The organism is Paenilisteria riparia FSL S10-1204 (assembly GCF_000525995.1).
Taxonomy (GTDB): Bacteria; Bacillota; Bacilli; order Lactobacillales; family Listeriaceae; genus Listeria_A; species Listeria_A riparia.
The window spans coordinates 50,219-76,241 of the sequence record NZ_AODL01000022.1 but is presented as its reverse complement, the minus strand read 5'-3'; the positions used below and the strand labels follow the sequence as shown (position 1 = coordinate 76,241).

General features: G+C 40.6%; 30 protein-coding genes. 25 read left to right on the top strand and 5 right to left on the bottom strand.

Translation table 11 applies throughout. The features are described 5' to 3' along the window. The first annotated feature begins 41 nt into the window (after positions 1 to 41). The 12 genes from PRIP_RS11775 to PRIP_RS11725 all read left to right on the top strand — a co-directional run bounded on the left by PRIP_RS11775 (position 42) and on the right by PRIP_RS11725 (position 11,246). The gene (locus PRIP_RS11775; RefSeq protein WP_036101335.1) at positions 42 to 3,065 is read left to right on the top strand and encodes an Ig-like domain-containing protein; all 3,024 of its coding nucleotides are present in this window, start codon (positions 42 to 44) and stop codon (positions 3,063 to 3,065) included. A 97-nt stretch (positions 3,066 to 3,162) separates the two neighbouring features. Next, positions 3,163 to 4,662 (top strand): ArnT family glycosyltransferase, encoded by a 1,500-nt coding sequence (locus PRIP_RS11770; RefSeq protein ID WP_036101334.1) that lies wholly within the window; start codon positions 3,163 to 3,165, stop codon positions 4,660 to 4,662. A 75-nt stretch (positions 4,663 to 4,737) separates the two neighbouring features. Next, positions 4,738 to 4,992, top strand: a complete 255-nt coding sequence (locus PRIP_RS11765; protein ID WP_036101333.1) for a GntR family transcriptional regulator — start codon at positions 4,738 to 4,740, stop codon at positions 4,990 to 4,992. After that, a complete protein-coding gene (locus PRIP_RS11760; protein ID WP_036101332.1) occupies positions 4,989 to 5,609 on the top strand; it encodes a class F sortase in 621 nt (206 codons plus the stop codon). Before PRIP_RS11765 ends, PRIP_RS11760 begins: the two co-directional genes overlap by 4 nt. 15 nt (positions 5,610 to 5,624) lie before the next feature. Next, the gene (locus PRIP_RS11755) at positions 5,625 to 6,911 is read left to right on the top strand and encodes a glycosyltransferase family 2 protein (RefSeq protein ID WP_036101331.1); all 1,287 of its coding nucleotides are present in this window, start codon (positions 5,625 to 5,627) and stop codon (positions 6,909 to 6,911) included. Between the two features lie 26 nt (positions 6,912 to 6,937). Further along, positions 6,938 to 7,798, top strand: coding sequence for a carbonic anhydrase family protein (locus tag PRIP_RS11750; protein ID WP_036101330.1), 861 nt, complete (start codon positions 6,938 to 6,940; stop codon positions 7,796 to 7,798). A gap of 37 nt (positions 7,799 to 7,835) precedes the next feature. Beyond that, entirely contained in the window at positions 7,836 to 8,816 is a 981-nt protein-coding gene (locus PRIP_RS11745) for a glycosyltransferase family 2 protein (protein WP_036101329.1), read from the top strand. A 149-nt stretch (positions 8,817 to 8,965) separates the two neighbouring features. Next, positions 8,966 to 9,109, top strand: coding sequence for a hypothetical protein (locus PRIP_RS17190; RefSeq protein ID WP_159101542.1), 144 nt, complete (start codon positions 8,966 to 8,968; stop codon positions 9,107 to 9,109). 7 nt (positions 9,110 to 9,116) lie between these two features. After that, on the top strand, positions 9,117 to 10,085 hold the full coding sequence (locus PRIP_RS11740) for a PA2928 family protein (RefSeq protein WP_036101328.1): 969 nt from the start codon (positions 9,117 to 9,119) through the stop codon (positions 10,083 to 10,085). Beyond that, positions 10,043 to 10,477 carry a PA2928 family protein gene (locus tag PRIP_RS11735; RefSeq protein ID WP_036101327.1) on the top strand — a complete coding sequence of 145 codons (435 nt, stop codon included), beginning with the start codon at positions 10,043 to 10,045 and terminating at the stop codon, positions 10,475 to 10,477. The genes PRIP_RS11740 and PRIP_RS11735 overlap by 43 nt, the downstream gene beginning before the upstream one ends. A gap of 128 nt (positions 10,478 to 10,605) precedes the next feature. Further along, the gene (locus tag PRIP_RS11730) at positions 10,606 to 10,860 is read left to right on the top strand and encodes a DUF2187 family protein (RefSeq protein ID WP_036101326.1); all 255 of its coding nucleotides are present in this window, start codon (positions 10,606 to 10,608) and stop codon (positions 10,858 to 10,860) included. 116 nt (positions 10,861 to 10,976) lie between these two features. Next, complete coding sequence (locus tag PRIP_RS11725; RefSeq protein WP_036101325.1) at positions 10,977 to 11,246, top strand: YiaA/YiaB family inner membrane protein; 270 nt, start codon at positions 10,977 to 10,979, stop codon at positions 11,244 to 11,246. Positions 11,247 to 11,528: 282 nt separating this feature from the next. On the opposite strand, the gene PRIP_RS17185 is transcribed toward PRIP_RS11725, so the two are convergent. Continuing rightward, a complete protein-coding gene (locus PRIP_RS17185; protein WP_159101541.1) occupies positions 11,529 to 11,681 on the bottom strand; it encodes a hypothetical protein in 153 nt (50 codons plus the stop codon). Positions 11,682 to 11,822: 141 nt separating this feature from the next. On the opposite strand from PRIP_RS17185, the gene PRIP_RS11720 reads away from it, so the two are divergent. The 7 genes from PRIP_RS11720 (at position 11,823) to rpsN (ending at position 17,019) form a co-directional block, all read left to right on the top strand. Beyond that, positions 11,823 to 12,317 (top strand): DUF3284 domain-containing protein, encoded by a 495-nt coding sequence (locus PRIP_RS11720; RefSeq protein ID WP_077912995.1) that lies wholly within the window; start codon positions 11,823 to 11,825, stop codon positions 12,315 to 12,317. A gap of 151 nt (positions 12,318 to 12,468) precedes the next feature. After that, complete coding sequence (gene dnaX / locus PRIP_RS11715; RefSeq protein ID WP_036101324.1) at positions 12,469 to 14,205, top strand: DNA polymerase III subunit gamma/tau; 1,737 nt, start codon at positions 12,469 to 12,471, stop codon at positions 14,203 to 14,205. 31 nt (positions 14,206 to 14,236) lie between these two features. After that, complete coding sequence (locus PRIP_RS11710; protein ID WP_036088289.1) at positions 14,237 to 14,554, top strand: YbaB/EbfC family nucleoid-associated protein; 318 nt, start codon at positions 14,237 to 14,239, stop codon at positions 14,552 to 14,554. Positions 14,555 to 14,669: 115 nt separating this feature from the next. Next, a complete protein-coding gene (gene recR / locus PRIP_RS11705; RefSeq protein WP_036101323.1) occupies positions 14,670 to 15,266 on the top strand; it encodes a recombination mediator RecR in 597 nt (198 codons plus the stop codon). 17 nt (positions 15,267 to 15,283) lie between these two features. Next, entirely contained in the window at positions 15,284 to 15,544 is a 261-nt protein-coding gene (locus tag PRIP_RS11700) for a YaaL family protein (RefSeq protein ID WP_036101322.1), read from the top strand. A 55-nt stretch (positions 15,545 to 15,599) separates the two neighbouring features. Further along, positions 15,600 to 16,466 carry an alpha/beta hydrolase gene (locus PRIP_RS11695; protein ID WP_036101321.1) on the top strand — a complete coding sequence of 289 codons (867 nt, stop codon included), beginning with the start codon at positions 15,600 to 15,602 and terminating at the stop codon, positions 16,464 to 16,466. A gap of 283 nt (positions 16,467 to 16,749) precedes the next feature. Continuing rightward, a complete protein-coding gene (gene rpsN, locus PRIP_RS11690; protein WP_036088293.1) occupies positions 16,750 to 17,019 on the top strand; it encodes a 30S ribosomal protein S14 in 270 nt (89 codons plus the stop codon). A gap of 45 nt (positions 17,020 to 17,064) precedes the next feature. On the opposite strand, the gene dhaM is transcribed toward rpsN, so the two are convergent. Genes dhaM through dhaK form a run of 4 tightly spaced genes read right to left on the bottom strand, consistent with a single transcriptional unit; the run spans position 17,065 to position 19,045 of the window. Continuing rightward, positions 17,065 to 17,439 carry a dihydroxyacetone kinase phosphoryl donor subunit DhaM gene (gene dhaM, locus PRIP_RS11685; RefSeq protein ID WP_036101320.1) on the bottom strand — a complete coding sequence of 125 codons (375 nt, stop codon included), beginning with the start codon at positions 17,437 to 17,439 and terminating at the stop codon, positions 17,065 to 17,067. A gap of 1 nt (position 17,440) precedes the next feature. After that, positions 17,441 to 17,929: a dihydroxyacetone kinase subunit DhaL gene (dhaL, locus tag PRIP_RS11680; RefSeq protein ID WP_479494822.1), complete on the bottom strand. Its 489-nt coding sequence runs from the start codon at positions 17,927 to 17,929 to the stop codon at positions 17,441 to 17,443. Continuing rightward, the gene (locus tag PRIP_RS18365; RefSeq protein ID WP_479494823.1) at positions 17,820 to 18,041 is read right to left on the bottom strand and encodes a DAK2 domain-containing protein; all 222 of its coding nucleotides are present in this window, start codon (positions 18,039 to 18,041) and stop codon (positions 17,820 to 17,822) included. Before PRIP_RS18365 ends, dhaL begins: the two co-directional genes overlap by 110 nt. 11 nt (positions 18,042 to 18,052) lie before the next feature. Continuing rightward, on the bottom strand, positions 18,053 to 19,045 hold the full coding sequence (dhaK, locus tag PRIP_RS11675; protein WP_036101319.1) for a dihydroxyacetone kinase subunit DhaK: 993 nt from the start codon (positions 19,043 to 19,045) through the stop codon (positions 18,053 to 18,055). Positions 19,046 to 19,190: 145 nt separating this feature from the next. On the opposite strand from dhaK, the gene PRIP_RS11670 reads away from it, so the two are divergent. From PRIP_RS11670 to PRIP_RS11650, 6 genes are all read left to right on the top strand, one after another. Further along, on the top strand, positions 19,191 to 20,339 hold the full coding sequence (locus PRIP_RS11670) for an aminotransferase class I/II-fold pyridoxal phosphate-dependent enzyme (protein WP_052008887.1): 1,149 nt from the start codon (positions 19,191 to 19,193) through the stop codon (positions 20,337 to 20,339). Between the two features lie 28 nt (positions 20,340 to 20,367). Beyond that, a complete protein-coding gene (locus PRIP_RS18360) occupies positions 20,368 to 20,517 on the top strand; it encodes an Orn/Lys/Arg family decarboxylase (protein ID WP_241434164.1) in 150 nt (49 codons plus the stop codon). Positions 20,518 to 20,714: 197 nt separating this feature from the next. Beyond that, the gene (locus PRIP_RS11665) at positions 20,715 to 23,228 is read left to right on the top strand and encodes an immunoglobulin-like domain-containing protein (protein WP_036101318.1); all 2,514 of its coding nucleotides are present in this window, start codon (positions 20,715 to 20,717) and stop codon (positions 23,226 to 23,228) included. After that, positions 23,155 to 24,780 carry an LPXTG cell wall anchor domain-containing protein gene (locus tag PRIP_RS11660; protein ID WP_036101317.1) on the top strand — a complete coding sequence of 542 codons (1,626 nt, stop codon included), beginning with the start codon at positions 23,155 to 23,157 and terminating at the stop codon, positions 24,778 to 24,780. Before PRIP_RS11665 ends, PRIP_RS11660 begins: the two co-directional genes overlap by 74 nt. 129 nt (positions 24,781 to 24,909) lie before the next feature. Then, positions 24,910 to 25,536 carry a dTMP kinase gene (gene tmk, locus PRIP_RS11655; RefSeq protein ID WP_036101316.1) on the top strand — a complete coding sequence of 209 codons (627 nt, stop codon included), beginning with the start codon at positions 24,910 to 24,912 and terminating at the stop codon, positions 25,534 to 25,536. Between the two features lie 112 nt (positions 25,537 to 25,648). After that, a complete protein-coding gene (locus tag PRIP_RS11650) occupies positions 25,649 to 25,978 on the top strand; it encodes a cyclic-di-AMP receptor (RefSeq protein ID WP_036101339.1) in 330 nt (109 codons plus the stop codon). Positions 25,979 to 26,023 lie beyond the last annotated feature (45 nt).

The following is a 26,023-nucleotide window of genomic DNA, read 5'->3' as shown; positions in this document are numbered from 1 at the left end:
TGTGAAAAGTGATCAAGCATCAGGAATTTCTGGTGTAACAGTTGAATTACACGACGTACAAGGAAACACAATCGCAACACAAAAAAACAGATGCTAGTGGAAACTATTCTTTCCAACAAGTAGCTCAAGGAGACTACTATACAAAAGTTCTAATCCCAGCCGATTACAGCTTTGTTAGTGGACAAGGTTACGGCTCTGATGGAAACAGTAATTATCTAAATGCAACAGGGGACAATGCAATCACTGGCTACTCTGTAACATTAAAACAACAAGCGAATGCAAACATTAACGGATTAATCAATACGACAACAGATGCAGGAGTTAGCGGTCAAAATGTATCTTTATACAACGTTGACGGCACATTAGTGAAGACAGTAGCAACAGCAGCTGACGGAAGTTTCGCATTCGGTTCTCTTCCAGCAGGCGACTATTACGTGAAAGCACCAATCCCCGCAAACTACACATTTGCTTCATCTAACGGTTTTGGTAGCGATGGTAACTCTTATTACTTGCATGTGGGCAATAATGACACAATCAGTAATCTACGCCTAACATTGGCACAAGAATCAGGTCAAATTCGCTCAACTGTTTTTGAGGACCAAAACATGAATGGTACGCAAGAAGTTGGCGAAAATGGTCTTTCGAATGCAGTAGTTACGCTATATAGCACAGATGGTACTGTTGTAGCAACTGCAAGAACAAATAGCTACGGATCTTATGCATTCGAAAATATCACACCAGGTAATTATTATATCAAAGTAACACCACCAACTGGCCATTCAGTACTTGCGAATGCCGCATTTGGTAAAGATGGAGTATCTGGATATATCAAAATAGATGCCAACCAAACACGTACAGATATGAATGCAGCTGTAATAATTCCTGTTACTGGCATTTGGTTGAGCGGACCATATTCAATAGAAGTTGGCGAGAAAGGTCAAGTATTTGCTGGCGTACAACCAGACAATGCAACCGATCAACGCATAACATATACTATTGCTGATCCAAGTATTATATCTATTAATCCACTTACAGGTGAATTTACAGGTTTGAAAGTTGGCAGAACAGAAGTTACTGTTAAAGCTCCTTCTACAGAAGCTTTGACAACAGTTATTAACGTTACAGATGTTGCACCAGTGAAAGCAACAGATATCACATTAGACGCAACTAATATTTCAGCAACTGTAGGAGATACAGGTAAAGTGAACGCTACAGTAGCACCATCAGATACAGCTAATAAAACCTTGACATATACACCAGCAGATACCTCTATTATTAGTGTTGATGGTAACGGCAACTGGACAGCGAAAAAAGCAGGAACAACAACAATTGCTGTGAAGACAACAGACGGCAGTAACATCACTAAAACAATTACGGTAACAGTAAAAGCTGGAGACGTAGGTGTTGCAGGAGTATTTATTGCAGGACCATACACTGTGAATGTAGGCGGGGCAGGTCAAGTAAATGCATGGGTAACACCAGAAAATGCGACACATCAAGAGCTAGTATACACTGTAGATGATCCATCTATCGTATCTATTGACCCTAACACAGGTAAATTCACAGGCTTGAAAGCTGGTTCAACAACTGTATATGCTAAATCACCAACATCTGGAATTACAGTTAAAACAACAATTAATGTAAACCCAGTGAAAGCAACAGACATTACATTAGGAGCAACGAATATCGAAGCAAAAGTTGGAGATACAGGTAAAGTAAACGCAACAGTAGCTCCATCCAACACAGCCAATAAAACATTAACGTATACACCAGCAGATAGCTCCATTATTAGTGTCGATGCAAATGGCAACTGGACAGCGAAAAAAGAAGGAACAACTACAATCGCTGTGAAAACAACAGATGGCAGTAACATCACGAAAACAATTACAGTAAAAGTAGGCCCTGCAGTACCCGTTTCAGAAGTAGTTATTTCGGGACCGTACAATGTTAAGGTAGGCGAAACAGGTCAAGTACAAGCACATGTAAATCCGACCAATGCAACCCATCAAGAGCTAGTATACACTGTAGATGACCCGTCGATTGTATCTATTAACGCTAATACAGGTGCATTTACAGGCCTTAAAGAAGGATCTACAACAGTAAATGTTACATCACCAACATCTGGAATTACAGTTAAAACAACAATTAACGTAAACCCAGTGAAAGCAACAGACATTACATTAGGAGCAACGAATATCGAAGCAAAAGTTGGAGATACAGGTAAAGTAAACGCAACAGTAGCTCCATCCAACACAGCCAATAAAACATTAACGTATACACCAGCAGATAGCTCCATTATTAGTGTCGATGCAAACGGCAACTGGACAGCGAAAAAAGAAGGAACAACTACAATCGCTGTGAAAACAACAGATGGCAGTAACATCACAAAAACAATTACAGTAAAAGTAGGCCCTGAAGTAGCCGTTTCAGGAGTAGTTATTTCAGGACCGTACAATGTTAAAGTAGGTGCAACAGGTCAAGTACAAGCACATGTAAATCCAACCAATGCAACGCACCAAGAGCTAGTATACACTGTCGATGACCCGTCCATCGTATCTATTAACGCTAACACAGGTGCATTCACAGGTTTGAAAGAAGGATCTACAACAGTAAATGTTACATCACCATCAACTGGAGTTACTGTTAAAACAACAATCAATATAAATTCATACTTCTCAAGCATCGTTGAACAAGGTAATTTCAATGGTGACAAGGCAAATGGCGGCCCAGTCCAAATCTACAATGCCATTGAAGGTCTAGCAGATAAATCTAGTGTAACACTAACATACAATGCTCTAGATGCAGAAAAAGAATCAGATCAACAAACAAACGGTCGTCGTCAATTTATTTTCTACGTAGATGGCGAACCAGCTAACTTCAATACAGACTATAGCTTCAGTATTTCTAACACAACAGTATTAAATCCAAACATTACAAACAACAATACAGATACTAAAGCTCTAGGCCACATTGAAGTACAAGTAACAAAAGGAACATCGACAATTACTGTCACACGTAAGAGCGACAACAAAGTAGTTAAAACTTTGGCAGTAACCGTTCAATAAAACAACACCACGAAAAAATGAATGAATAAAGGGGATGTGGCATTGGTAATAAGCCAGTGCCGCATCTCTTTTATAAATTTTGAATAGGAGGAAAGGCGTGCTGAAAAAGAGTTTAACAGGATTAGCAATGTGGTTCCCAGTAGTTATCATGATAGCTTTACTCATACTAACAACATATTTGTTACCAGAATCTTGGAGTAGTAGCGACGCATTTACAATCTGGACGATGTTGGCAGTAGGCTTAGGCATGATTATTCTTATTGTCATACTAACATGGCTATTTACGAAATTATATCAGTGGAAGAAGGGTTACTTTTATTTAGCGCTAAGTTTACTCATTCTTGTTCCACGAATCATCTGGATTGCTTGGCTACCAACAGATGCGGTCTCAGATTATTATTACTACAACGTTATCGCCAGTTATGTTGCCGATCAAAATAGCTGGAGTGTTTTATTTGATAAAGGAATTCTATTTTACGCCCCATACTTTACACATATCCTCAATTTCTCCAATGTTCTATCGGTTGTTTACAAGCTTTTTGGAAACTCTTATTTTGTTGGGCAACTGTTTAATATTTTTCTCACAGGGTTTACTGGTGTGTTACTTTATATTACGCTTGCCAAACGATTTTCAAGAAATGTAGCAACAAGTGCGGCACTTATTTTTGCTATCTGGCCAGCCTATTTTCTGTACAGTACCTTACTAGGCACGGAGCCACTGTTTTTATTTTTATTTGTGCTCAGCATTTATTTATATATGAAGATTGAAGATAATGGATTCAGTCCTTTATGGGCATTATTACTTGCATTGACGCTGATTTGTATGAACATGATTCGGCCTCTCGCAGCGGTTGTCTTAATAGCATTTGTTATTACGGCGCTAATTGTGCAAAAGAATCGACGGAAAACATTGGAAACATATTCAATCGTGATTATCTTATTTGTGCTTTTTTCACTAGGGCAGTCAACGATTAACAGACTTGTTTATCACATCCCGACGTCTAACTCCTCGCTAGGTTACAGCTTATTTGTTGGCGCTAACGAAAAAAGCGGAGGGCAATGGGCGAAGGAAGATGCCGACCAGTTCTGGAAACTATATAATGATACATCGCTGACAAACAGTGAAGTAGATAAAGAATTGATGTCGAAAGGTATTACCAGATATAAAGATATGGCCAAAGAAGGCGATCTAGTATCTCACATGAAAAACAAGTACATCCACTATTCGGATGAAAACTATGGGTACAATTGGAATGTGTATAGCCAAGCTGGATTTATTTGGTACCATTCAGATATTATTTTGATGATTTGCAATATCTTTATGTATGTCATGCTGGCAATCAATTTTGTAGCGGCAGTCCTTGCGCTCATTTTACGGAAAATCCCGAGTATTTATTTGTTTATGTTGTTCCAAGTAGGCTTTACTTTGTCAGGATTGCTAGTAGAAGTTCAAGGAAGATATCATATCCCGCTTATAATTGGCTACAGTGTTTTAGCTGCATGGGGATTAAACGAAATTCGAAAACTATGCCTCGCCTTTGTACCGAAAAAGAAGAAAAAACGACAAGCGATATTGACAACACCAGAAGATGTCTAAATTTGGAGCGTGGCGTTTATTTAGTGGACAATAGGAATACATGGTTTATTTAGAAAATTTATGGGAGGAGAATATATGGAGAATCGAAAAAGACGTTTGGAAGAGACGGCTTACAATTATATTTTGGCACAAATTAGTAGTGGAACGCTGAAACCAGGCGATTTCGTTAATCAACGCGAGCTAGCAGATACATTGAATATGAGCCGCACACCGATTAAGTCTGCTCTATCTCAATTGGCTGGAGAAGGGTACATCCGGATACTTCCTTACAACGGAACATTTGTGGCGTACAAACATGAGGCTTTTGGCAATGGAGAAGATCGCTTGTGAGAAAACGGATTATTATTTCATGCATTATAGTACCAATTCTCATCGTACTAGCCATCGTATACGTCTATCAAATATCCGAACAACAAACCATTGCAGGTGACGCAGAGCAACAACAAACCACAAGCACACCCGCAGAACACAAAAATTCAAGCGATCAAACAAAAGAAAATAATGTCATCCCAAAAAGCATCACTTTTCAGCCAAGTGGTGAGAAACCTGTTGTCAATCCGATTGTCCCTGTTGGAACGGATAAAGACGGCAGAATGTATATTCCCGATGACATAACGAAAGTTTACTGGTATAAATTCGGCCCAACGCCAGGCAACAAAGGAAATGCAATCATCGCAGGCCATCGTGACTGGGGCGGGAAATTAGGTTTATTTCAGTATTTAGAAGATATTAAAATCGGAGAAAAAGTAGTTATTACCGATGCCAATGATAAAGCACAGACATTTCAAGTAGTTTCAAAAAAGGCATATTCCTATAAGAATTTCCCAACGGATCTCATGGACACGACAAAAGGGCAAAAAGTAACCTTGATTTCATGTACAGGAAGATTTATCAAATCAGAAGAAAGTTATGAAAATAGGGAAGTTGTTATTTTGGAAAAGGTATAAAGTAAGGAGCCGATAATGAATATTCTTTTAGTTATATTAGCAGGAACAAGTGTCTTTTTGATCTTTGCCTATTTTTTGTACTCGAGTTTGATTTTGCTATTGCCGCCATTTAGGAATTCTGATGCCAAGGCACGCGTAAAAGATGACACGGAATTGACCTATCTCTTTTTAATTCCCTGCCTCAATGAAGAGCTCGTGATTGAAAAAACGATTAACTCAATCCTATCTTTGCAATACGAGAAGAAAATGGTTGTCGTTATTGATGATGATTCAGTAGATAACACGGTTAACATTATAAAAGGCCTGAAAAATCCTAATGTTCGTATTATTGAACGGAAGAAACCAAACGCGCAACTAGGGAAAGGAGAATCATTAAATTATGCATACAGCAAAATTAAGCGTGCTGTATCATTACTCAACCTAGATCCAGACAAAATTATTTTAACAGTTATAGATGGCGATGGGCGTCCAAGTACAAACTTTTTAGAAGAAGCGTCCAAATGTTTCAGTGACCCAAGTATCGGAGCAGCGCAAGCCAGAGTTCGCATTACGAATCGCGCGAAAATGCTACCGATGTTGCAAGACATTGAGTTTTATTCCACCGTTGCAGCGATTCAAAACAGTCGCGAATACACAGAAAGCGTTGGATTAGGTGGAAATGGCCAGTTTACAAGACTGTCAGCACTATACGATTTAGGAGAAACACCGTGGTCCAAATGTTTGTTAGAAGACTTTGATTTAGGGTTATCGATTCTGCTAAAAGGCTGGAAAAGCAAATATTTAGGAAAAGCCATAGTGTACCAGCAAGGCCTAACATCGATAAAACGATTTATCAGACAGCGCGCCAGATGGGTGCAAGGAAACATTCAATCCATGAGCAGACTTCGAGAAATCGTGAAATCAGAAAAATTACAAGGCATTTCGAAATTAGATATTTATTATTTTTTAGCTCAGCCATGGATTAACTTGTTAGGAAGTTTAATTATGGTGTTCTCATGGTTCATGATTTTATTCTTCTTCCAGGCGATTGATTGGCAAGCAGGATTTAATAATAGCCTAGAAAATAGTGGTGCGATTTTAATTATTTTAGCGCTTATTTTTGGCCCAGGCCTTGTCTGGTGCATTTACTATTACGAGCAAAGTAAGCAAGACGCGAATGGAACATCCTTATTTCGCGCAATATTAGCCAGTATTTGTATGCCTTTATACAACATACTAACCATCCCAAGTATCTGGCTAGCCTTTTGGAAACAAGTAACAAGAAAAGAAGGCTGGGCAAAAACCGAACGAATTAAAGAATAAAAAAATGAAGCGAGGTTATTAGGACAATGAATAGAAAAGTAATGTTATCAGGAATGGCGATTTTAGCAAGTAGTATGTTGGTTTTAGGCGGATGTGGCTCCTCAGATGATAAAGCCAAAGAAGAAAAGCCAAAAACAACCGAAACGAAGACCGAAACAAAAGCGGTCAAGAAAACAGATGAGAAACAACTGCTAGACTGGTCTTACTCTGGCAAAACAGGCCCTGAAAACTGGGGTTCCATCAAATCAGCCTACAAAATTAGTGATACGGGTAAAGCACAATCACCAATTAATATTAAAACAAGCGATACAACACAAAATGCCAAACTAAAAATCGATTACAAATATCAACCAACGATGTTCAAAGTAACACGTAAAGACCAAAGCGTCCAAGCAGTCGCAGAAACAACCAAAGGCAGAGCTGACAGCAAAATGACACTAGGCGGCAAAGATTACATTCTAAAAGAAATCAACATCCACACGCCGAGCGAACACGAATTAGACGGCAAGAAATTCGATGCAGAATTACAACTAAAACACGTATCAACAGACAAGAAAACAACCATCGTAAGTATTTTCGTGAAGTCAGGCAAAGAAAACCTAGCGATTGGTGACCTGCCTAGTCTAATCAATGATTCTAAAAATGGCAGCACAACAGACATGAAGAAAATTGTAAGTACACTAGGCTTAATACCACAAGATAGTACATTTTACGTATATGACGGATCACTAACAACACCAGCCACAACAGAAGGTGTGAAATGGGTAGTATATGAAAAACCAATCACTATGTCCAAACAACAACTTCAAGATTTAAGTAGCCAACTAGAAGGAAACAACAGACCCATTCAAGAACAAAACAAGCGCATAGTCAGCAGTAATCAATAAAAATGTGATGGCAAAAATTTAGGAAGGAGCAGGTTTGATGAAAGAAATATGTATTTTGATACCTGTATATAATGAGGAAGAATCGTTACCCTTTTTATATGATAGGCTGTCACAAATAAGAGACCGATTACACCAATATGGTTTCTACTTTCTGTTTATTGATGATGGGAGTAGGGATGAAACGGTTCGTGTGATTCAAGAATTGCAAGAGCGAGACGATGCTGTTCAGTATGTTAGTTTATCCCGAAATTATGGGAAAGAAGTTGCGATGATGGCAGGTTTTGATTACACGAATGGTGACGCCGTTATACTCTTGGATGCTGATTTGCAAGATCCGCCTGAACTAATCCCGCAAATGTTAAAGTATTGGGAGCAAGGCTATAAAGATGTCTATGCAAAACGAGTATCCCGCGACGGAGAATCATGGTTTAAAAAATGGTCATCAAAAACCTATTATCGCTTCCTTCAAAAAATGACATCCATTGACGTTCAAGAAGATACAGGTGATTTTCGCTTACTAGATAAAACATGTATCGAAGCACTAAAACAAATGCGCGAATCACAACGTTACACAAAAGGCATGTTCAGCTGGATGGGTTTTAAGAAAAAAGAAATTCTATTCCACCGTGATGCACGAGTAGCAGGAGAAACCAAATGGAGCTATAAAAAACTATTCGGACTTGCGATGGAAGGCTTAACGTCTCTTTCCATTGCCCCATTGCGAATTGCTACAATCATCGGAAGCTTGGCGATAGTGGGGTCGGTAGTTTTATCGGCTTATCTAGTCATTCATCTATTTGTTAGCGGTGCAGGAGCAATGTCAATGCCGCTAATTATTGATGCGTTGCTACTAATGGGCGGAATTCAGCTACTCTGCACGGGTCTACTCGGTGAATATGTCGGCCGTATCTTCATGGAAACAAAAGAGCGTCCACTGTACTTCGTCGAATCATCAAGCATAAAACCAAGACGAGTACTACTAAGTCAAAGCAAATTCACTGAACGTAGGAAAATATAATAATTAAATAACTTTAAAAGTCGGAATGTATCCATCGATATGTTCCGTTTTTTATTGTATTTAATACCAATTGGGAATTTTTTGTAGTAAAATAAAAGAGAAAGCACGACACCGTACCAGAAAGAATTATTAAAAAAGGGGTTTTACAGATGGAAATAACATTTTGGGACAAAGTAGTGGCAGCATTTCAGTACAACGACGTGATTTGGCATAATGTTTTTTTGACGATTATTTATATTTATTACCGGTGTTTTTGTTGCAGTTTTCGTTTCTGGATGTATTGGACAGATTAGAAATCGGATGCATAGAGCAGAAAGCGGAGGCAAGTCATCCAAAGGTTTCTTGACGGGATTTTTGGCAGGACTTGTTTTTCTTATTTTTAACATCGGTTTGTTTTTAACGCTATCCATAGCTTTGGGTAGTGCGGGCAGTGTGGATGTAAGTGCTCAGGGCGTCTTTTATACGCATGAAGGCAAGCCTACGGTGATGACGCTGACCAATGAATTTCAAGCAAATAGTGTAGAGAACGGCTATACATCTGGCACTTCAAAGGTTTATGCTGTTGCAATTCAACCCGAAACAGGAAAGCGAATCTGGAAGACCAAGCTTTCAAAAGGTTTCTCTGAAGGCCAAAAAATACTCGGTGAAGCTAGCGAAAAGGTATGGATTTTTGACGGGAAAAATTTGCAAGTAATCAATAAGCAGAACGGCCAAATCATCGCAGACGAAGGAAAATTAGCAGAAATAAGTCCAACACTTAAAAATCAGTTTCCAACAAACACTGCATGGTATGTATTTAAAGATAAACATGTTCTTTTTAAAGGATTGGATGGTCAAGTGTATCAGATAGACGCGGATTCCATGAAGGGAAATGCCAAAGAAGGCGTGAATGCTAGTGATCTTTTTGAATCAGATGATCTGAACAATACCCAGAGTGCTCAGGGGCAAATTGTTGCTTCAGGTAAAAACGATGGCAAGTATTTCGTCATGCTAGGGGCAGAAGATGTTCAGGCGATACAGCGCGGATTAGAGCTACCTGATGAATCATCAGAACGTAAATATGTGTATACGACTTCCCTCATAAACAAAGGAACTAGCACAATCGCCGATCAAACGAAAGTAGTGGATCAAGTATTTATAAACGGCGCATTCTTGCTGACACCAGCAAACAATAACGACCAGTATACGTATAAACCAATTGAAAGCATTGCAGCACCCCCCAAAAAATGCCGTCATACAGTGATTATTCAGATACTCAAGCTTATTTAGACGCGCTGGAAGCTTATCAGAAAGCACTATCCAATTATCAGGATAATGATTCGAGATATAGCAGTTTGATTGGTAGTCTAAATGCTTGGCAGGTATCAACGCCAATGCATATAGATGACAATCCGACCTTTATTTTAGAACATAACGAAACAACGGAATCTGATTCTAACATATTACTTAGCGCTATGGATACGGATAAGAAGAAAGTTCTCTGGACCATAAATACAAAAGCTTCCTCGATTAATTTAACACATCAAGACAGTAGCAACTTAGTAGTGTTAACGAGTGGTAGTTCAGAGGCTGAAAACATCTTAAATGTGTCTTTAAAAACAGGAAAAACAACGGGATATAATTTTAAATATAATCGTACATTCTCGATTGAACCAAATTAAATACATCTAAAAAATACATCTAAAAAGCCGAGATACGGTCGTGTTTCGGCTTTTCTATAGAAAAAATAACAACAAAGACTATCTAATTATAGATAAATCATCTATACTAGATAAAAGAGGTGAATGAAATGCCCGCAGAAAATCAAGGTGTGAATTTACTAGAGTTGCGCAAAGCTCCCAAGGCTAATGCAGAGAAACAAGGCGAAGTAGAGGATTATATCACATGGAAACGTGAAGAAAAGACATACTTCGGACGAATCGAGAAATTCCTAATCAACTCGGCGATTGTCGCGATTGATGGAGACTTGCAAAAGGAACATAAAGCTCCTGTTCGCACAGTTGTGAATTTTAAGAAATATCAGGTAGTGGAGTTAGGAGAATAATAAAGAAAAGAAGTACTATTCTCCCATCTTAAAGAAACTTTTTTATTACTCCCTGTAAAATTGTACTATCCTTTTTACTAAGGAATTGGTATAATTGTAAAAACAGGAGGGATAACATGAAAAGAAAAGCATATCGTAATTCGCCAGCATTTGTCTTGTTAGCATGGGGTTCATTTTTGGCTTTCGGGGTGTTAATGGTTATTGGCCTAGTCACATTGAAAGAACCATTGATGGTAAAGGGTTACTATCTCATGGGCTCAGTTGGCCTCATTTCATCCGCATTTACAGTAGCGAAAGTAGTACGCGATAACCAAGAAGATGAAGAACGTTACAACCAAATGTTCCGAGCTAAAGATTTGGAGCATATTGAGAAAGTGGAAGAATAATACAATAAAAACTATAAGTCACAAAAAAATCTGTCTGTGCCTCCAAGCTTCAGCGTGTCGACAAATGTCTAGTTCCTAGGCAAGGACTAATCGTTCATGCTTATATTGGAACTGTAACTCGTCACACGTCGAACAGTTCCAACAAAGCGGAGCGTGCTTGAGTACGAGAGCATCGGAACGGAGCTTTTAACGACGAAAATGGGCGTTTGTCGACACGCTGATATGAATAAAGCACTATCCCGTTGTATGGAGATAAGTGCTTTTTTGTTGTTCCGCAAAATATTAATCTTCACTTTCAGGATCGTTTTTCTTATCCTCAGTCTTCTTTTTTGTCGGCAAGACAATTTCTTTATCGCCAGGAAGTACAATCGTATAATCGTTCTTCTTCACGAGTTTGCCGTTGTCGAAATCTGGGAAATCTGCTTTTTGTGCCATACTATGACCTCCATTTCTCTCCCATTATACTACAAATCGTAATTTCTTTCCTTGGAAAGCTTGTAAAAGATGCGCGTAAATGGGATAATTTTAAAGAGGAAAGTTGCCATGGAATTAAGAAATAAAGGAGCGTAAAAACCATTGAAAATAACGAAAAAACTCGCAATCTCGCAAAAAGAGTGTTTTGATACAATTATCAACTCGGTATTGCACGATGTGAAGCAAACGACGGGCAAGAAACCGCTTGTCCAAAAGCTTGAAGGCATGAAGTTTAAACGCAAAATGGCAAACGGTTCAGAGGCAATCATGATTATCACCAAATGCACTCCGCCAGAAGTCTACGAATTCCAAACAAAAACGCATGTAAACACACACACAACACGCTACACCATTGAAAACACGAGCGAGCATACTTGCGAAGTAGTCTATGACGAAACCGTAGAAGCCAAAACTGCGATGGCACGCTGGAACAATATATTAGTTGGAGGCATTCTGGGCTTCACCCGAAAAAAACGCATTACCCGCACCCTAGCTGGCATCGAAGCCTACATCATCCAACAACACAAAGAATTAGCTGCCAAAATCGAAAAAATAAAAGCCCGCCCAGCTTATCAAACACCACGCAATACGCTATAATAGAAGAAACAGCCGAATTTGTTATTAAATATCCCGCCAAACCCTTCAGCGCGCTGACAAATGCTTAGATTCTAGGCAAAGTCGAGCACTGGAGCGGAGACTTTAACGACGGAGATGAGCATTTGTCGGCGCGCTGAACGGAGGGGAAAGTGTGACATATCAAGCCCTGTATCGTGTTTTTCGCCCACAAAGTTTTCAAGATGTGGTAGGACAAGAACACGTAACACGAACATTAAAAAATGCAATCGTCCAGAATAAAACATCGCATGCCTATTTGTTTTCTGGCCCTCGTGGAACTGGGAAAACAAGTGCAGCGAAAATTTTTGCAAAGGCGATTAACTGTCCGAATAGTGTGGATGGTGAACCGTGTAATGCATGCGAAATTTGCACGGGAACAACAGATGGTTCAATTCCGGATGTATTAGAAATCGATGCGGCGTCCAACAACGGCGTGGAGGAAATTCGAGACATTCGCGAAAAGGTGAAATACGCACCAACTGTTGCGAAATACAAAGTTTATATTATCGATGAGGTACATATGCTTTCGACGGGGGCCTTTAATGCGCTCTTGAAAACTTTGGAAGAACCGCCAAAGCATGTGATTTTTATTTTAGCAACGACGGAACCGCATAAGTTGCCACTGACGATTATTTCGCGGGTGCAACGCTTTGATTTTAAACGAATTACGACGCAAGACATTATTGGACGACTAGCGTTCATACTGGATGAGGAAAAAATTGCTTATGATGAGAAGGCGCTAGACATCGTGGCTCGCGCTGCTGAAGGCGGGATGCGGGATGCGTTAAGTTTGCTGGATCAAGTTATTTCTTACGGTACGCAAGAAGTAACGGTTGCCGACGCACTGGAAATCACGGGGTCAGTCGCACAAGGTATGTTGACGGAACTCGTGCAAGCAGTCATTGATTCAGATGCCAAACAAGCTTTGGAGAAACTTTCAGGCTTACTTGCAGAGGGGAAAGACCCAGTTCGCCTAGTGGAAGATTTGCTCGTCTTTTTCCGTGATGTGTTGCTATTCCAAAAAGCGCCAGAATTGACGGATGCAATGGAACGCGCACTTATCGACGAAGCTTTCCAAACATTAGCTACAGTTGCTGATGCCAACAAAATTTACCAATACGTGACGATTTTAAATGATGCAGGACAACAAATGCGTTTTTCAAATCATCCGGGAATTTATATTGAAGTCGCGCTTGTGCAGTTAATCCAAGTCGGCGGTGGAGCCGGACCAGCTACATCAAACCAACAAGCTGCTGCACCAAGCGGGGACGTAGCAGAACTTACCAACAAAGTGGAGCGCTTAGAACAAGAGCTAAACGAACTAAAACGTCAAATTGCAAGCGGTGCAGTAGCCGCAAACAATGCTGGGGCGCAACAAGCCGCACCGCGTAAGAAGCAAGCTATTTCTGGTAATAAGCAATTCAAAGCACCAGTCGGTCGAATCAATGCCGTACTAAGCGCCGCGAAAAAACAAGATTTGCAACTCATTCGTAGTTGCTGGAGTGACCTTATCTCGATGCTAATGGCGTCTCAAGCCGCACTTTTAAATGAAGCTGAGCCTGTAGCTGCCTCTAATGACACTTTTGTGTTAAAATTTAAGCATGAGATTCATTGTCAAATGGCGATGGACAATCCCAATTTTGTGGAAACAGTAACGAACGGTATTTCAAGGCTGACGAAGAATAATTATTCCTTCATCGGTATCCCTGAAGATCAATGGGGTGAAATCCGTGAGAACTTCTTGAAAAATGCGGATAACACAGAAGCAGAAGATGGTGGTGGTGAAAAAGCTCCAGAACCTGTGGAAGACCCGCTCATCAGTGAAGCTGCGAAACTAGTTGGAGAAGGTTTAATTGAAATTAAAGAATAAAAATTAATCGAAAGAAAGAGGAGATTTTATAATGCGTGGAATGGGAAATATGCAAGGTATGATGAAGCAAATGCAAAAAATGCAAAAGGAAATGGCGAAAGCTCAAGCTGATTTAGAAGCATCTATGTTCACTGGAACAGCAGGTGGCGGTATGGTAACTGTTGAAATGACAGGAAAACGCACAGTCACTGACGTAGTAATCAAAGAAGAAGTAGTCGATCCAGAAGACATCGAAATGCTACAAGACCTAGTTTTGGCAGCAACAAACGATGCATTGAAACAAATCGAAGACACAACCGCTTCAACAATGGGCAAATTTACGCAAGGTATGAACTTACCAGGCATGTAAAACAATAGTAGGCACACAGGTTCAAGAGGTTCCACGGAATCTCTTGGGCGGTCTGCTTCGTATGTTACCCCATGAGATTGAAACACATAAATGAAAGTTAAGTTTGGAGGACTTTATGCATTATCCAGAGCCGATAACTAAGCTGATGGACAGTTTTATGAAATTGCCTGGTATTGGGCCAAAGACAGCGGCTCGACTGGCTTTTTTTACGTTGGATATGAAAGAAGAAGATGTACTTGATTTTGCGAAGGCGCTTGTAGATGCGAAGCGTAATTTAAGTTTTTGCTCCGTTTGTGGCCATATTACGGATAAAGACCCGTGCTACATTTGTGCAGATACTTCTCGTGATCGTAGTATTGTGTGCGTTGTGCAGGAAGCTAAAGATGTGATTGCAATGGAGAAGATGCGCGATTTTCACGGACTTTATCATGTTCTTCACGGAACGATTTCGCCGATGGATGGGATTGGGCCAGAAGATATTAATATTCCAGACTTGTTAAAACGGCTACAAGATGATACGATTCAAGAAGTTATTTTAGCGACAAATCCGAATGTTGAAGGCGAAGCAACGGCAATGTATATTTCCCGCTTGCTAAAACCATCAGGCATTACAGTAACACGGATTGCACACGGTTTGCCAGTTGGTGGCGATCTAGAATATGCAGACGAAGTAACGCTTTCCAAAGCTTTAGAGGGACGGCGTGAAATCTAAAAACGAGGTGAGCAAACATGGAATCAAGAAGTAACAAAAATGCAAAAACCAAACGCCATAGAAAGCAAAAAATCGGTAAGTTGCATAAATCGTATGATACGTATTTGTTAGAGTTAATGGAAGTAACGCAAGAAAAATGGAACCAGCAAAAAAGCATTGTGCATAAAAGCTTTGGCTACAATCCAGAAAGCGAATATGAATTAAAGAAGGCAGAGGCCAAATATTTTTATCTTTTTCGCGAAGCAAGAAAGCGTCAGCTAAGAAATTCGCCGAAATAAGGATTAGAGATTCTTTCAGGAGGGTCTCTAATTTTATGGGATTTGGGGTGTGATAATGAGAAAAACATGGATTTGGACGGGAGCTATTATTGTTGCAGTGCTATTTTTTATGGCTTTTCGGACGGCTTTGCTTGATCCGTTGGGGTTTAGGGTGAAGCACGCACTACACATAACGACGGCTGCAAAACCAGAAGATGCACCTATTGTGTTTATTCACGGGTATGATGGCTCGAATTGGACATTTTTCACAACAACGGTTCGTTATAGCGCAACGGATTTTGGGACACGCTCGCTGAAATTATTAGTACGTGAGAACGGCGATATTGACATTTCTGGTGTCTATGACAAGGCTATGAAGCGGCCAATGATTCGTGTGAATTTTGAAAATCCACGATCTATTATACCAAATAACGCGACATGGTTTTCCAAAGCGATGGAATTGTTGAAAAAGGACTACGGGATTGAGGATGTGGATGTTGTGGCACATTCATATGGAGGCTTAACGTTTGTGAATTTTTTGCAGAAGTATAACTATAACGCGAATTATTATCCAGAAGTAAATACGTTTACTGCTATCGGGACACCATTTAATGGTTCGGTTGTTTCGAGTGATGGCAAGACGCCGTATGATTTGACTGCGAATGGGCCTATGAAGGAATCGCAGTATTTCAGAGAGATGGTGGAGCGCCGAGATAGGATTCCTGGTGATTTGAAGATGCTGAATATTATCGGTGATTTGGGTGATGGTAGCCGAAGCGATGGACCAGTAGCGGTAGATAGTGCGAAGAGTGCGGCATTTATTTTTAATTCGGAAAATTATCAGCAAGTTTTGTTTACTGGAAGGTTTGCGCAACATAGTTGGCTACATGCGAATATCGGTGTGGATAGTGAGATAAAGGATTTTATAGAAGCTAATCGCTAGCGGTACTGGCAAATAGATAGTCATTATGGCTAATAAATTATCAATCAACACAATTGTTGACGAAAATCAGGAAATAGTATAAAATAATGAGAGGCTTTGTTAATAAGCTTTCTTTAATGTGTGCGGCTTTGCTGCAAAGTCTTCATCCCGAGTAGGTAGTGTTATAAGTGCTAGTTATAACACTACCTATTTTATTTTTGCCTCGATGACTTGCTTTATTTTGAAAGCAGGCGTATAATTGGTAAATCGTAATGATTACTATTTATGAGAAGGAGGAAAGAAAATGGCTAAGAAATCAAAAATAGCAAAAGCTGCTAAGCAACGTCAATTAATAGCACAATACGCAGAGCTACGAAGTGAATTGAAAGCAAAAGGCGATGTCGTTGCATTGGCGAAACTACCGAAAGATTCCAACCCGATTCGCTATAAAAATCGTGATTTAATAGATGGTAGACCAAGAGCTTACATGCGTAAATTTGGCATGTCACGGATTACATTTCGCGAATATGCCCATAAAGGACAAATTCCTGGTGTGAAAAAAGCAAGCTGGTAGAGAAAATGCCCCGCGTTACATGAAAATCGTAGCGCGAGGCATTTTTTATTTTATAATAATCGTTTTGAGATTCTCGTTAATGGTTTCGATTCTCTCATCGATTTGTAGTTGGGCAGCTGTGATGTAGGCTCCTTCTAGGATTGGGACATCGAACAGGAGGATTTCTTTGTCGGAAATATCCATGACGGTTTCGATGTTCATTTTAGCGCTACCCAGATCATAGAAGGCATAGATATAATCGGCTTTGTTTGATTCAAAAGCAATACTTACTTTTTCAAAACTCGTGCCGATTTCGCCGTCATCTGTACCTCCTGCATGGGTAATCGGGACGTCGCGAGCGATTTCAAGAAGGATTTGGTGGATGCCGTGCGCGACTTCCGCGGAATGAGAGATGATAGTGATGCCATATTTAGCGCTCATTTTAATTGGCCTCCTCTTGTGCAAGCAGGGCATGGAAAAGTAATGCAGAGGAATAGGCTCCCGGATCAAGATGACCGATGGAACGATCGCCAAGATAAGCAGCGCGGCCTTTTGTTGCTTTTAAGTCTTTTGTTTTTTGTAGGGCTGCTTCGATAACATCGCTGCTTAATTCATCTTGATGTAGGGCGTTAACAACGGGTTCCCAAACATCAATCATTGTTTTTTCCCCGGCATGCGACTTGCCACGGTGTTCGATTCCCGCCAGTCCCGCTTCGAGTGCTTCAATGAGTTGGTTTTCCGTTAATGTGTCGGTATCGATTGCCTTACTCATTGCAAGAAAAGCACTGCCATATAGCGGCCCAGAAGCGCCACCGACTTTACTAAGTATTGTCATGCCAGCAGTTTTGAACGTTTCTTTTACATTTTGCTGGTTCTTTTTCAAGTAACGATTTTTTGAGTTCTGTGAGGCCCCGAGCCATGTTGATACCATGATCTCCATCGCCAATCGCTTGGTCTAAATCACTAAGTAGTTGTTTGTTTTGAATGACTCGGTCGCTGAAGTCTTGTAGCCACTGAACTGCCCAATTTGTATTATAAATCAATGCAATCCCTCCTATTTCCACGCACTAGTTACGACAGGATAGTTCACCATATCAAGCCATTTTTCATCCGTTAATTTCAAAATTGTTAAGGATATGCCGTTCATGTCAAGGGAGGTCATGAAATCGCCAACGATCGTTTTAGCAATCGGAATCCCATGTGTCGCAATGACTTGGTGGACATCGTTTGCAAAAATATACTGCTCCATGAGTGGTGTCGCGCCCATTCCGTTAACAAGAACAACGATTTTATCTTCTGTCCCAAGTACGAGCTCTGCATTAATCCGTGCAAAAAGTAAATTCGCGAGTTCATGCGAGGTCATCACTTGTTCACGGCTTGATCCAGGCTCCCCGTGAATCCCAACGCCGACTTCGATTTGATTGTCTGGTAGCTCAAAACCACGGTGTCCAACTTCTGGAACGGTTCCAGCTGATAAGGCTGCGCCAATAGTTTTGACGGAAGCTACCACTTTTTCACCAAGTGCTTGGAGTTCTTCCAAAGACGCTCCAGCTTCTGCAGCTGCGCCAACGATTTTATGAACAAACACTGTTCCAGCAACACCACGTCGACCTGTTGTAAACGAGCTGTCCTCCACGGCGATATCGTCATTCACAAGAACGGACGCGACGTGAATATCTTCTGCTTCGGCAAGTTCCGCCGCCATTTCAAAATTCATCACGTCACCAGTGTAATTTTTCACGATTAGAAGTACGCCTTTTCCTTGATCTGCGGCTTTAATTCCTTCCAAAATTTGATCTGGTGTCGGAGATGTAAAGACGTCACCACAAACTGCTGCGCTAAGCATGCCTTTGCCAACGAAGCCTGCATGCGCGGGTTCATGACCAGAGCCACCACCGCTTACTAGTCCAACTTTTCCGGGGCGTTTGTCGTTTCTGGCAATGACGCGCGTGCCTGCCACACGATACACTAGGTCATTATGCGTTTTGACTAGACCTTCCACCATTTGTTCCACGGCTTGATCCACTTCATTTAGAATTTTTTTCATGTTTACTATCTCCTCCTTGTTTTAGTTCCTACCATGTAAATTTCCCTGATGGTGGGAGATTAAACGTTATGATACAATAGATGAGATAAGATTGGAGGGCTTTAAATGCAAAATAAGATGCCAATTGTGGAGGCTTTGAAAAAACATGAGAATAGAGCTTCTCTACACGTACCAGGACACAAAAAATGGGCTATTATTTCCCCAAATATATCGTGAAGTGTTGCGTTATGATCTTACAGAAATTTCGGGTTTGGACGATTTGCATCATCCAGAAGGTGCGATACGTGAGGCACAGCAACTCCTTGCCGAATCTTACAATACGGATTGCAGTTATATGCTGGTGAACGGTTCGACCGTAGGGAATTTGGCAATGATTCTGGGAACTTGTAAGCGTGGAGATACGGTAATAGCATCGCGTGATTGTCACAAGTCAGTGATGCACGCACTAGATTTAGCAGGTGTCCATGTGATTTATTTGGCGACACGAAAGGAATCACAGACAGGGACAGCAAACGGTATTGATAACTCACTATTACTCGAAGCCTTACAAATGGAAGTGATTCGAGCTGTTATATTTACTTATCCGAGCTACTACGGTTTCGATTTTGATTTAGTAGTTTGCATTGAAGCGTGCCGAAAATTCGGTGCACTCGTACTCGTTGATGAGGCGCATGGTGCTCATTTTCAAGCGGATGCATCGTTGTTTCCAGCCTCGGCAATCAAACTTGGCGCTGATGTTGTTGTGCATTCCGCGCATAAAACTTTACCAGCTCTAACGATGGGATCCTATTTACATATACCAAAATGGCGGGACGAACTAGCCGGAATTCCAAGCTATCTACAAATGTTGCAATCAAGTAGCCCTTCTTATTTAATTATGGCATCCCTTGATTATGCGCGTCATTACGTGTCAAATTATAATAAAAAAGACGTAGAGGCATTCCGAAATATGCGCACAGAGTGGCTAATTTGGCTTCAAAAAAATAAGCTTGCCGTCATTACACCCGATGACCCACTAAAACTTATCGTGCGCAAAGACGGATTATCTGGTTTCAATCTTCAAACAATATTTGAACAAGCAGGCTACTATCCGGAGCTTGCAGACACTAATAATGTTTTACTTACACTGCCCTTAATTAAAGAGGGTATGGAATTCCCGACACCAACAACTGGTTTAAATTGGGCAGATGTCGAATTTCGCGCGTTAAATTCACCAGATTCAATTGCAATCCCAACCATTACTCGAATTCAAGCTTTTGATACATCCCGTCCAACTCTTTTTGGAAAAAATTGAACATACAATCGGCAAAAAAGCAGCAGAAATGGTTATCCCATATCCACCGGGAATTCCCATCATTATAACTGGCGAGACAATAACCGCAGCGCATATCGAGATGCTTCTAAGTGCCAAACAACATCATTACCAAGGTGGCGAAAAACTCCACGAAGATAGACTTAAGATTTTTATATAGATAAAATTGTTCTCATTTGGTTAAGTTACAAAATCAATGGGAACTTTTTTTAGTTCACAAAATGTTCACATGGAATCCCCTTAAAACACCAATTCGACCTCTTCACGATATTCCTGCTATCCCTTATAGTGAATTCAAGGGTCATATTTTAAATATGAATAGCCTAAATGAATTAAAAGAAAAGAGGAAATAATAACATGAAGAAAGTCGCAGTCCCAGTCATCGTTTTTTGCCTTGGGATGAGCTCATTAGTACCGCCAAATCAAGTATTAGCAACCGAAAATACAAGTATAGCTATTGAAGCTAGATTAGCTACTAGTGGCCAACTCATTAATAGTCCTTACTCAATTAAAGTACCAACACAAAAAGATCCACTACTCTACATTCCAAGTGAATACTCCTTCTTCCCAAGGTTTACATCAGATACAAAGATTTCCTACGTAGTTAATGGTGCAGAAAAAGCGCTACCAGCAAATGATGTTGTTTTTCAACCGAATACTATCACACCTGGAGCAGAAGATACCTATATGGAAGCCTCAAGAGTCGGTATTTATAACTCGAGATGGGTTGATTTGCGTCTTATCCCACTTGAGTTAACTTCACCAATTACAGTGGGGCACGCAGCGAACACGTTCCTAAGGTTCACGAATACAGGTAAAACATCAGATCCTATCGTTAAAATTCAATATTTAGATCACGAAACAAAAAAGCCCATCGAAGTATCTGGATTTTTCACGTACACAGATATTGATAACGCAGAGAGCCTGAAAATTTTCAAGGAAAGCAAAATGAAAAATATCTACGTCATGGAAAAAAGTACATTGCTATATAGTGACGACGAAACATCCACTTCTATCACATCTGCAGGCATTGCAAGCGACGAATTTGTCAAAGAAAGTTGGGGTTCTTTCATATACGGGCCAACTGATCATCTTATTATGGCACCGCGAGCAGAAGGAACGAGCGTTATGGGTTACATTGGTAAATCCCTTATAGCCATTGATTTTCCTAAACCACAGTTCATAGCAGACGAAGCTACATCAAATGTGGAGGACAATCAGGTAGAATACACGACAATCCAAGAAGTACCATATCGTGATACAGATGATCTTGAGAGCAAGCTAGTTATGAAGACATCACTCGAAAATATTCTCGACATTCGAGATGTTAAAATAACAAATATCGCTGGTAAAGACGCGTCATCTTTATTCACCATTGCTATCGATAAAAATTCGAATACGGTGACAGCAACAGCTACTGCAGCAGCGCTTAAAAACGCAGATCTATATGTCAATAGCTACATGTTAAAAGTAACTGCTGATCTAAAACCAGATGCTGATTACGGGTCTTACTTGAAAAATAAACATTTAGAAATACCCGCAACATCGGAAACTGAATTAGCGGACAAAATATTAAAAAGCGATAGTTCGATTGCTAAAATTCGAATTTTCGAAGCACCAGTTTTAACAGCAAGTGATCTTCATGCAACAGCTGGTTCTACCGCGTCAGATATCGATTGGGTGACTCCTGTGTCCGCGATAGACGAAGTTGATGGCGATATCTCAGATAATGTTACCATCGATTATAGCGCAGTAGATTTCAAAAAAGAAGGGCAATATCCAGTCACATACACGATTACAAATAGTAAAAACAAAATTGCAACGAAAACGGTGACGATGACAATCACAGCTGATGCTCCTATTATCGAGGCAACAGATCTTGATATCATCGCAGGAACAGACGAAAATGCAGTCCCATGGTACACTGGCGTTAGTGCAACAGACAAGGTAGATGGCGATTTAAGCAGCCAACTTGTCGCGGACTATAGCCAAGTGAATTTCAAAAAAGAAGGAAACTATCCGGTTATTTACAGCGTTAAAAATAGTAACAATAAAGCTTTAACGAAAACCGTGACAGCAAGAGTAACCGCGAACCTACCAGTCATCGCAGCACAGGATATCAATATTATCGCCGGAACAGCAGCAACGGATGTTCCATGGTATCAAAACACATCTGCAACGGACACAGTAGATGGAGATATTAGCGCAAATTTAGCAGTCGATTACAGCCAAGTGAACTTCAAAAAAGAAGGCCAATACCCAGTCACATATACGGTGTCAAACAGCAATAACAAGGTGACAGTGAAAACAATCCAAGTAACTATAAGTGCTGATTCACCTATAGTTCAAGCTGCGGACTTACAAATTCTAGCTGGAACAAAAATAGAAGACATTGCGTGGTACCAAGACGTGACGGCAACAGACAAGGCAGACGGAGATCTTAGCACTGAAGTAACCGCCGATTATAGCGCCGTTAATTTTAAAAAAGAGGGCACATATCCGGTCGTGTACACCGTGACAAACAGCAATAACAAAACAGCAGCAGTCACTGCTACTGTAACAATTACAGCAGAAGCACCGGCGCTGCAAGCTAGCAATCTAGCCGCATTAGCAGGGACAAAATCCGACGATGTGACGTGGTTCCAAGGCGTTTCGGCAACGGACAGAGCTGATGGAGATCTAAGCACAGATGTAAAAGTCGATTACAGCCAAGTCAATTTTAGCAAAGAAGGCAGTTATCCAGTCGTGTACAGCGTAACAAAACAGCAACAACAAAACAACAAACAAAACAGTCAATATGAATATTACTGCTCAGAATCCAGTGCTCCAAGCAATCAATCTAGCAACAATTGCTGGAACGAAACCCGATGAAGTCCAGTGGTTCCAAAATGTTTCCGCAGATGATCGCGTAGATGGTGATATTAGCACCGACATTCAGGTAGATTACAGTGCAGTAAACTTCAAAAAAGAAGGCAGTTATCCAGTCGTATACAGCGTAACAAACAGCAACAACAAAACAACAACAAAAACAATCAACATCACTGTTACCGCAGAAAAACCGGCCCTGCAAGCTAGCAATTTAGACATTTTGGCAGGAACAAAAGCCACAGATATTCCGTGGTTTCACAGCGTGACAGCACTTGATAAAGTAGATGGCGATATCAGTAAAGATATAACGGTCGATTTTTCAAAGGTTTCATTTAAAAAAGAGGGCAATTATCCAGTCATTTATACGATAACAAACAGCAATGGAAAAACCTCGACTAGCACAGTAAACTTGCAAGTTACAGCTAAGGAACCTGTCTTAACAGCAACAGATCTCGACATTGTCGCAGGAACTGATGCGCAAGATATCCCATGGTATCAAGGCGTTGCTGCAGAAGATTTGTCAGACGGAAACATCAGCACCGACATTACAGTGAATTACGACGAAGTGAATTTTAAAAAAGAAGGCAATTATCCAGCCACGTACAGTGTAACAAACAGCAATGGAAAAACAACAACAATGACAATCAACGTTCGAGTAACTGCTGAAAATCCAGCCCTTCATGTAAGTGACCTAGAGACTATTGCGGGTACAAAAGATCAGGACATTAACTGGTTCTATAATGCTAGTGCCGAAGATAAAGCAGATGGAAACATCAATGACCAAATTCAAATCGACTACAGCAGCGCGGACTTGAACAAGGAAGGCAATTACCCAGTCACATACACGGTCACAAACAGCAACAATAAAACAACCACAAAAACCGTGAACCTACAAGTGACCGCCGAAAATCCAATCATCGAAGCAAGCAATATCAGCGTTCTAGCAGGATCAAAAGGCGAAGAATATCCTTGGTTCCAAAATGTGACAGCGACCGATAAAGTAGACGGTGACATTTCACAACAAATATCCGTCGATTATAGCCATGTAGATTTCAACAAGGAAGGCAACTATCCAGTCAGCTATACCGTAACAAATAGCAATGACAAAGAAACAACTATCACAATCAACGTGCAAGTCACTGCTGAAATGGCAATTTTGAAAGCATCGAATCTAAGCGTGATGCAAGGGACAAGCGAAGATAACGTTGCATGGCTAGAAAACGTAACCGCCGAAGATAGTGTTGACGGCGATATAACAGATAAAGTCACCTACGACGCGAGCCAAGCGGATCTAACGAAAGCAGGCAGTTATCCAGTTATCTACAGCGTAACAAACAGCAATAACAAAACAACAACCATGACGGTAAACCTGCAAGTCACCGCACCAAAATTAGCACCAGCACAACCAGCGCCAGAACAGCCAACACCAAAGAAACCAATCATCAAAAAGATACTACCAAAAACAGGGGATACATCTGCTCTGCTTTACGTACTTCTTGGTTCTGCATTTATTCTATTCGGCACATTACTACAAAGACGACGCAAACAAGATTAGGCGCTAAATAAATGGAGGTAGGAAATCAGCATTTCGATTTCTTACCTCTATTTTCATATAAATATAAGCGTTTTGTGTCAGTTCATGGTATGCTTAGAACTAAGAAAATGAATAAGGATGGTAACAAAGATGAACGGTATTTTTATCACGTTAGAAGGTCCAGACGGATCAGGAAAAACAACGGTCGGCACACGTTTAGCCGAGCGTTTAGAAGAAGCAGGAATCCAATTTGTAAAAACGAGAGAACCCGGAGGAAGCAAGATTTCAGATGTTGTGCGAGAAATTTTTCTAAACGATCTCGACAGCAGAATGGACGCGAAAACCGAAGCTCTCTTGATTGCAGGAGCGAGGCGTCAACACGTGGTGGAACTTATTCGTCCAGCTCTCGCCGAAGGAAAACTAGTGCTATGTGATCGCTTTATCGATAGTTCACTTGCTTATCAAGGCGTTGGGCGCAATATTGGAATTGACGAAGTTTTGAAAATCAATCAATTTGCTGTGGAAGCAACAATGCCAGATGTAACATATTATTTAGATGTCCCAGCAGACATTGGCTTAGCAAGAATTGCTGCGAATAAAGGCCGCGAAGTCAATCGTCTCGACATGGAAGATGTGACATTTCATAATAAAGTACAAATAGGCTATGAAACTGTGCGCGACATGTTTCCAGAACGGATTGAAATCATTGATGCGACAAGAACTATTGAAGAAATCGTCACAGATATTTTCGAACGAATCCAAGCAAGACTGGGCTAACATCAGTTGTTACATACCAAGATGCGCCTCATCTGCCACGAGGTTTTATTAGTAAAGCTTTCGCCTAATTTCTGATATAATAAAGAAAAACATTGTAAGGGGATGGAAAATGATGAAACTTATTTTTGCGATTGTTCAAGACCAAGACAGCAACCGCCTATCCGATGCGTTAACGGATGCTAATTTCCGTGCCACTAAATTAGCATCAACAGGTGGCTTTCTAAAAGCAGGAAACACAACTTTTATTATAGGTGTGGAAGACGAGCAGGTCGAAGCCACGCTTGAAATTATTAAAAACAACTGCAAAGCACGCGAACAAATCATGAGCCCAGCAGCATCGCTTGGCGTAACGGTAGACACATATGTGCCGTACCCGATTGAAGTCCAAGTTGGCGGTGCGACTGTGTTTGTAATGCCAGTCGATCAGTTCCAACAGTTTTAGAAGGATTAAAAGCGCACTGTATTATCATACGCATTCAGCAAACAT

Excerpts from the sequence above, each read along its gene's own strand:
- PRIP_RS11765 (WP_036101333.1), top strand. The coding sequence starts at position 4,738 with ATGGAGAATCGAAAAAGACGTTTGGAAGAGACGGCTTACAATTATATT.
- PRIP_RS11755 (WP_036101331.1), top strand. The coding sequence starts at position 5,625 with ATGAATATTCTTTTAGTTATATTAGCAGGAACAAGTGTCTTTTTGATC.
- PRIP_RS11750 (WP_036101330.1), top strand. The coding sequence starts at position 6,938 with ATGAATAGAAAAGTAATGTTATCAGGAATGGCGATTTTAGCAAGTAGT.
- PRIP_RS11745 (WP_036101329.1), top strand. The coding sequence starts at position 7,836 with ATGAAAGAAATATGTATTTTGATACCTGTATATAATGAGGAAGAATCG.
- PRIP_RS17190 (WP_159101542.1), top strand. The coding sequence starts at position 8,966 with ATGGAAATAACATTTTGGGACAAAGTAGTGGCAGCATTTCAGTACAAC.
- PRIP_RS11740 (WP_036101328.1), top strand. The coding sequence starts at position 9,117 with ATGCATAGAGCAGAAAGCGGAGGCAAGTCATCCAAAGGTTTCTTGACG.
- PRIP_RS11735 (WP_036101327.1), top strand. The coding sequence starts at position 10,043 with ATGCCGTCATACAGTGATTATTCAGATACTCAAGCTTATTTAGACGCG.
- PRIP_RS11730 (WP_036101326.1), top strand. The coding sequence starts at position 10,606 with ATGCCCGCAGAAAATCAAGGTGTGAATTTACTAGAGTTGCGCAAAGCT.
- PRIP_RS11725 (WP_036101325.1), top strand. The coding sequence starts at position 10,977 with ATGAAAAGAAAAGCATATCGTAATTCGCCAGCATTTGTCTTGTTAGCA.
- PRIP_RS17185 (WP_159101541.1), bottom strand. The coding sequence starts at position 11,681 with ATGGCACAAAAAGCAGATTTCCCAGATTTCGACAACGGCAAACTCGTG.
- PRIP_RS11710 (WP_036088289.1), top strand. The coding sequence starts at position 14,237 with ATGCGTGGAATGGGAAATATGCAAGGTATGATGAAGCAAATGCAAAAA.
- recR (WP_036101323.1), top strand. The coding sequence starts at position 14,670 with ATGCATTATCCAGAGCCGATAACTAAGCTGATGGACAGTTTTATGAAA.
- PRIP_RS11700 (WP_036101322.1), top strand. The coding sequence starts at position 15,284 with ATGGAATCAAGAAGTAACAAAAATGCAAAAACCAAACGCCATAGAAAG.
- PRIP_RS11695 (WP_036101321.1), top strand. The coding sequence starts at position 15,600 with ATGAGAAAAACATGGATTTGGACGGGAGCTATTATTGTTGCAGTGCTA.
- rpsN (WP_036088293.1), top strand. The coding sequence starts at position 16,750 with ATGGCTAAGAAATCAAAAATAGCAAAAGCTGCTAAGCAACGTCAATTA.
- dhaM (WP_036101320.1), bottom strand. The coding sequence starts at position 17,439 with ATGAGCGCTAAATATGGCATCACTATCATCTCTCATTCCGCGGAAGTC.
- dhaL (WP_479494822.1), bottom strand. The coding sequence starts at position 17,929 with ATGGTATCAACATGGCTCGGGGCCTCACAGAACTCAAAAAATCGTTAC.
- dhaK (WP_036101319.1), bottom strand. The coding sequence starts at position 19,045 with ATGAAAAAAATTCTAAATGAAGTGGATCAAGCCGTGGAACAAATGGTG.
- PRIP_RS11670 (WP_052008887.1), top strand. The coding sequence starts at position 19,191 with ATGAGAATAGAGCTTCTCTACACGTACCAGGACACAAAAAATGGGCTA.
- PRIP_RS18360 (WP_241434164.1), top strand. The coding sequence starts at position 20,368 with ATGGTTATCCCATATCCACCGGGAATTCCCATCATTATAACTGGCGAG.
- PRIP_RS11665 (WP_036101318.1), top strand. The coding sequence starts at position 20,715 with ATGAAGAAAGTCGCAGTCCCAGTCATCGTTTTTTGCCTTGGGATGAGC.
- PRIP_RS11660 (WP_036101317.1), top strand. The coding sequence starts at position 23,155 with ATGAATATTACTGCTCAGAATCCAGTGCTCCAAGCAATCAATCTAGCA.
- tmk (WP_036101316.1), top strand. The coding sequence starts at position 24,910 with ATGAACGGTATTTTTATCACGTTAGAAGGTCCAGACGGATCAGGAAAA.
- PRIP_RS11650 (WP_036101339.1), top strand. The coding sequence starts at position 25,649 with ATGAAACTTATTTTTGCGATTGTTCAAGACCAAGACAGCAACCGCCTA.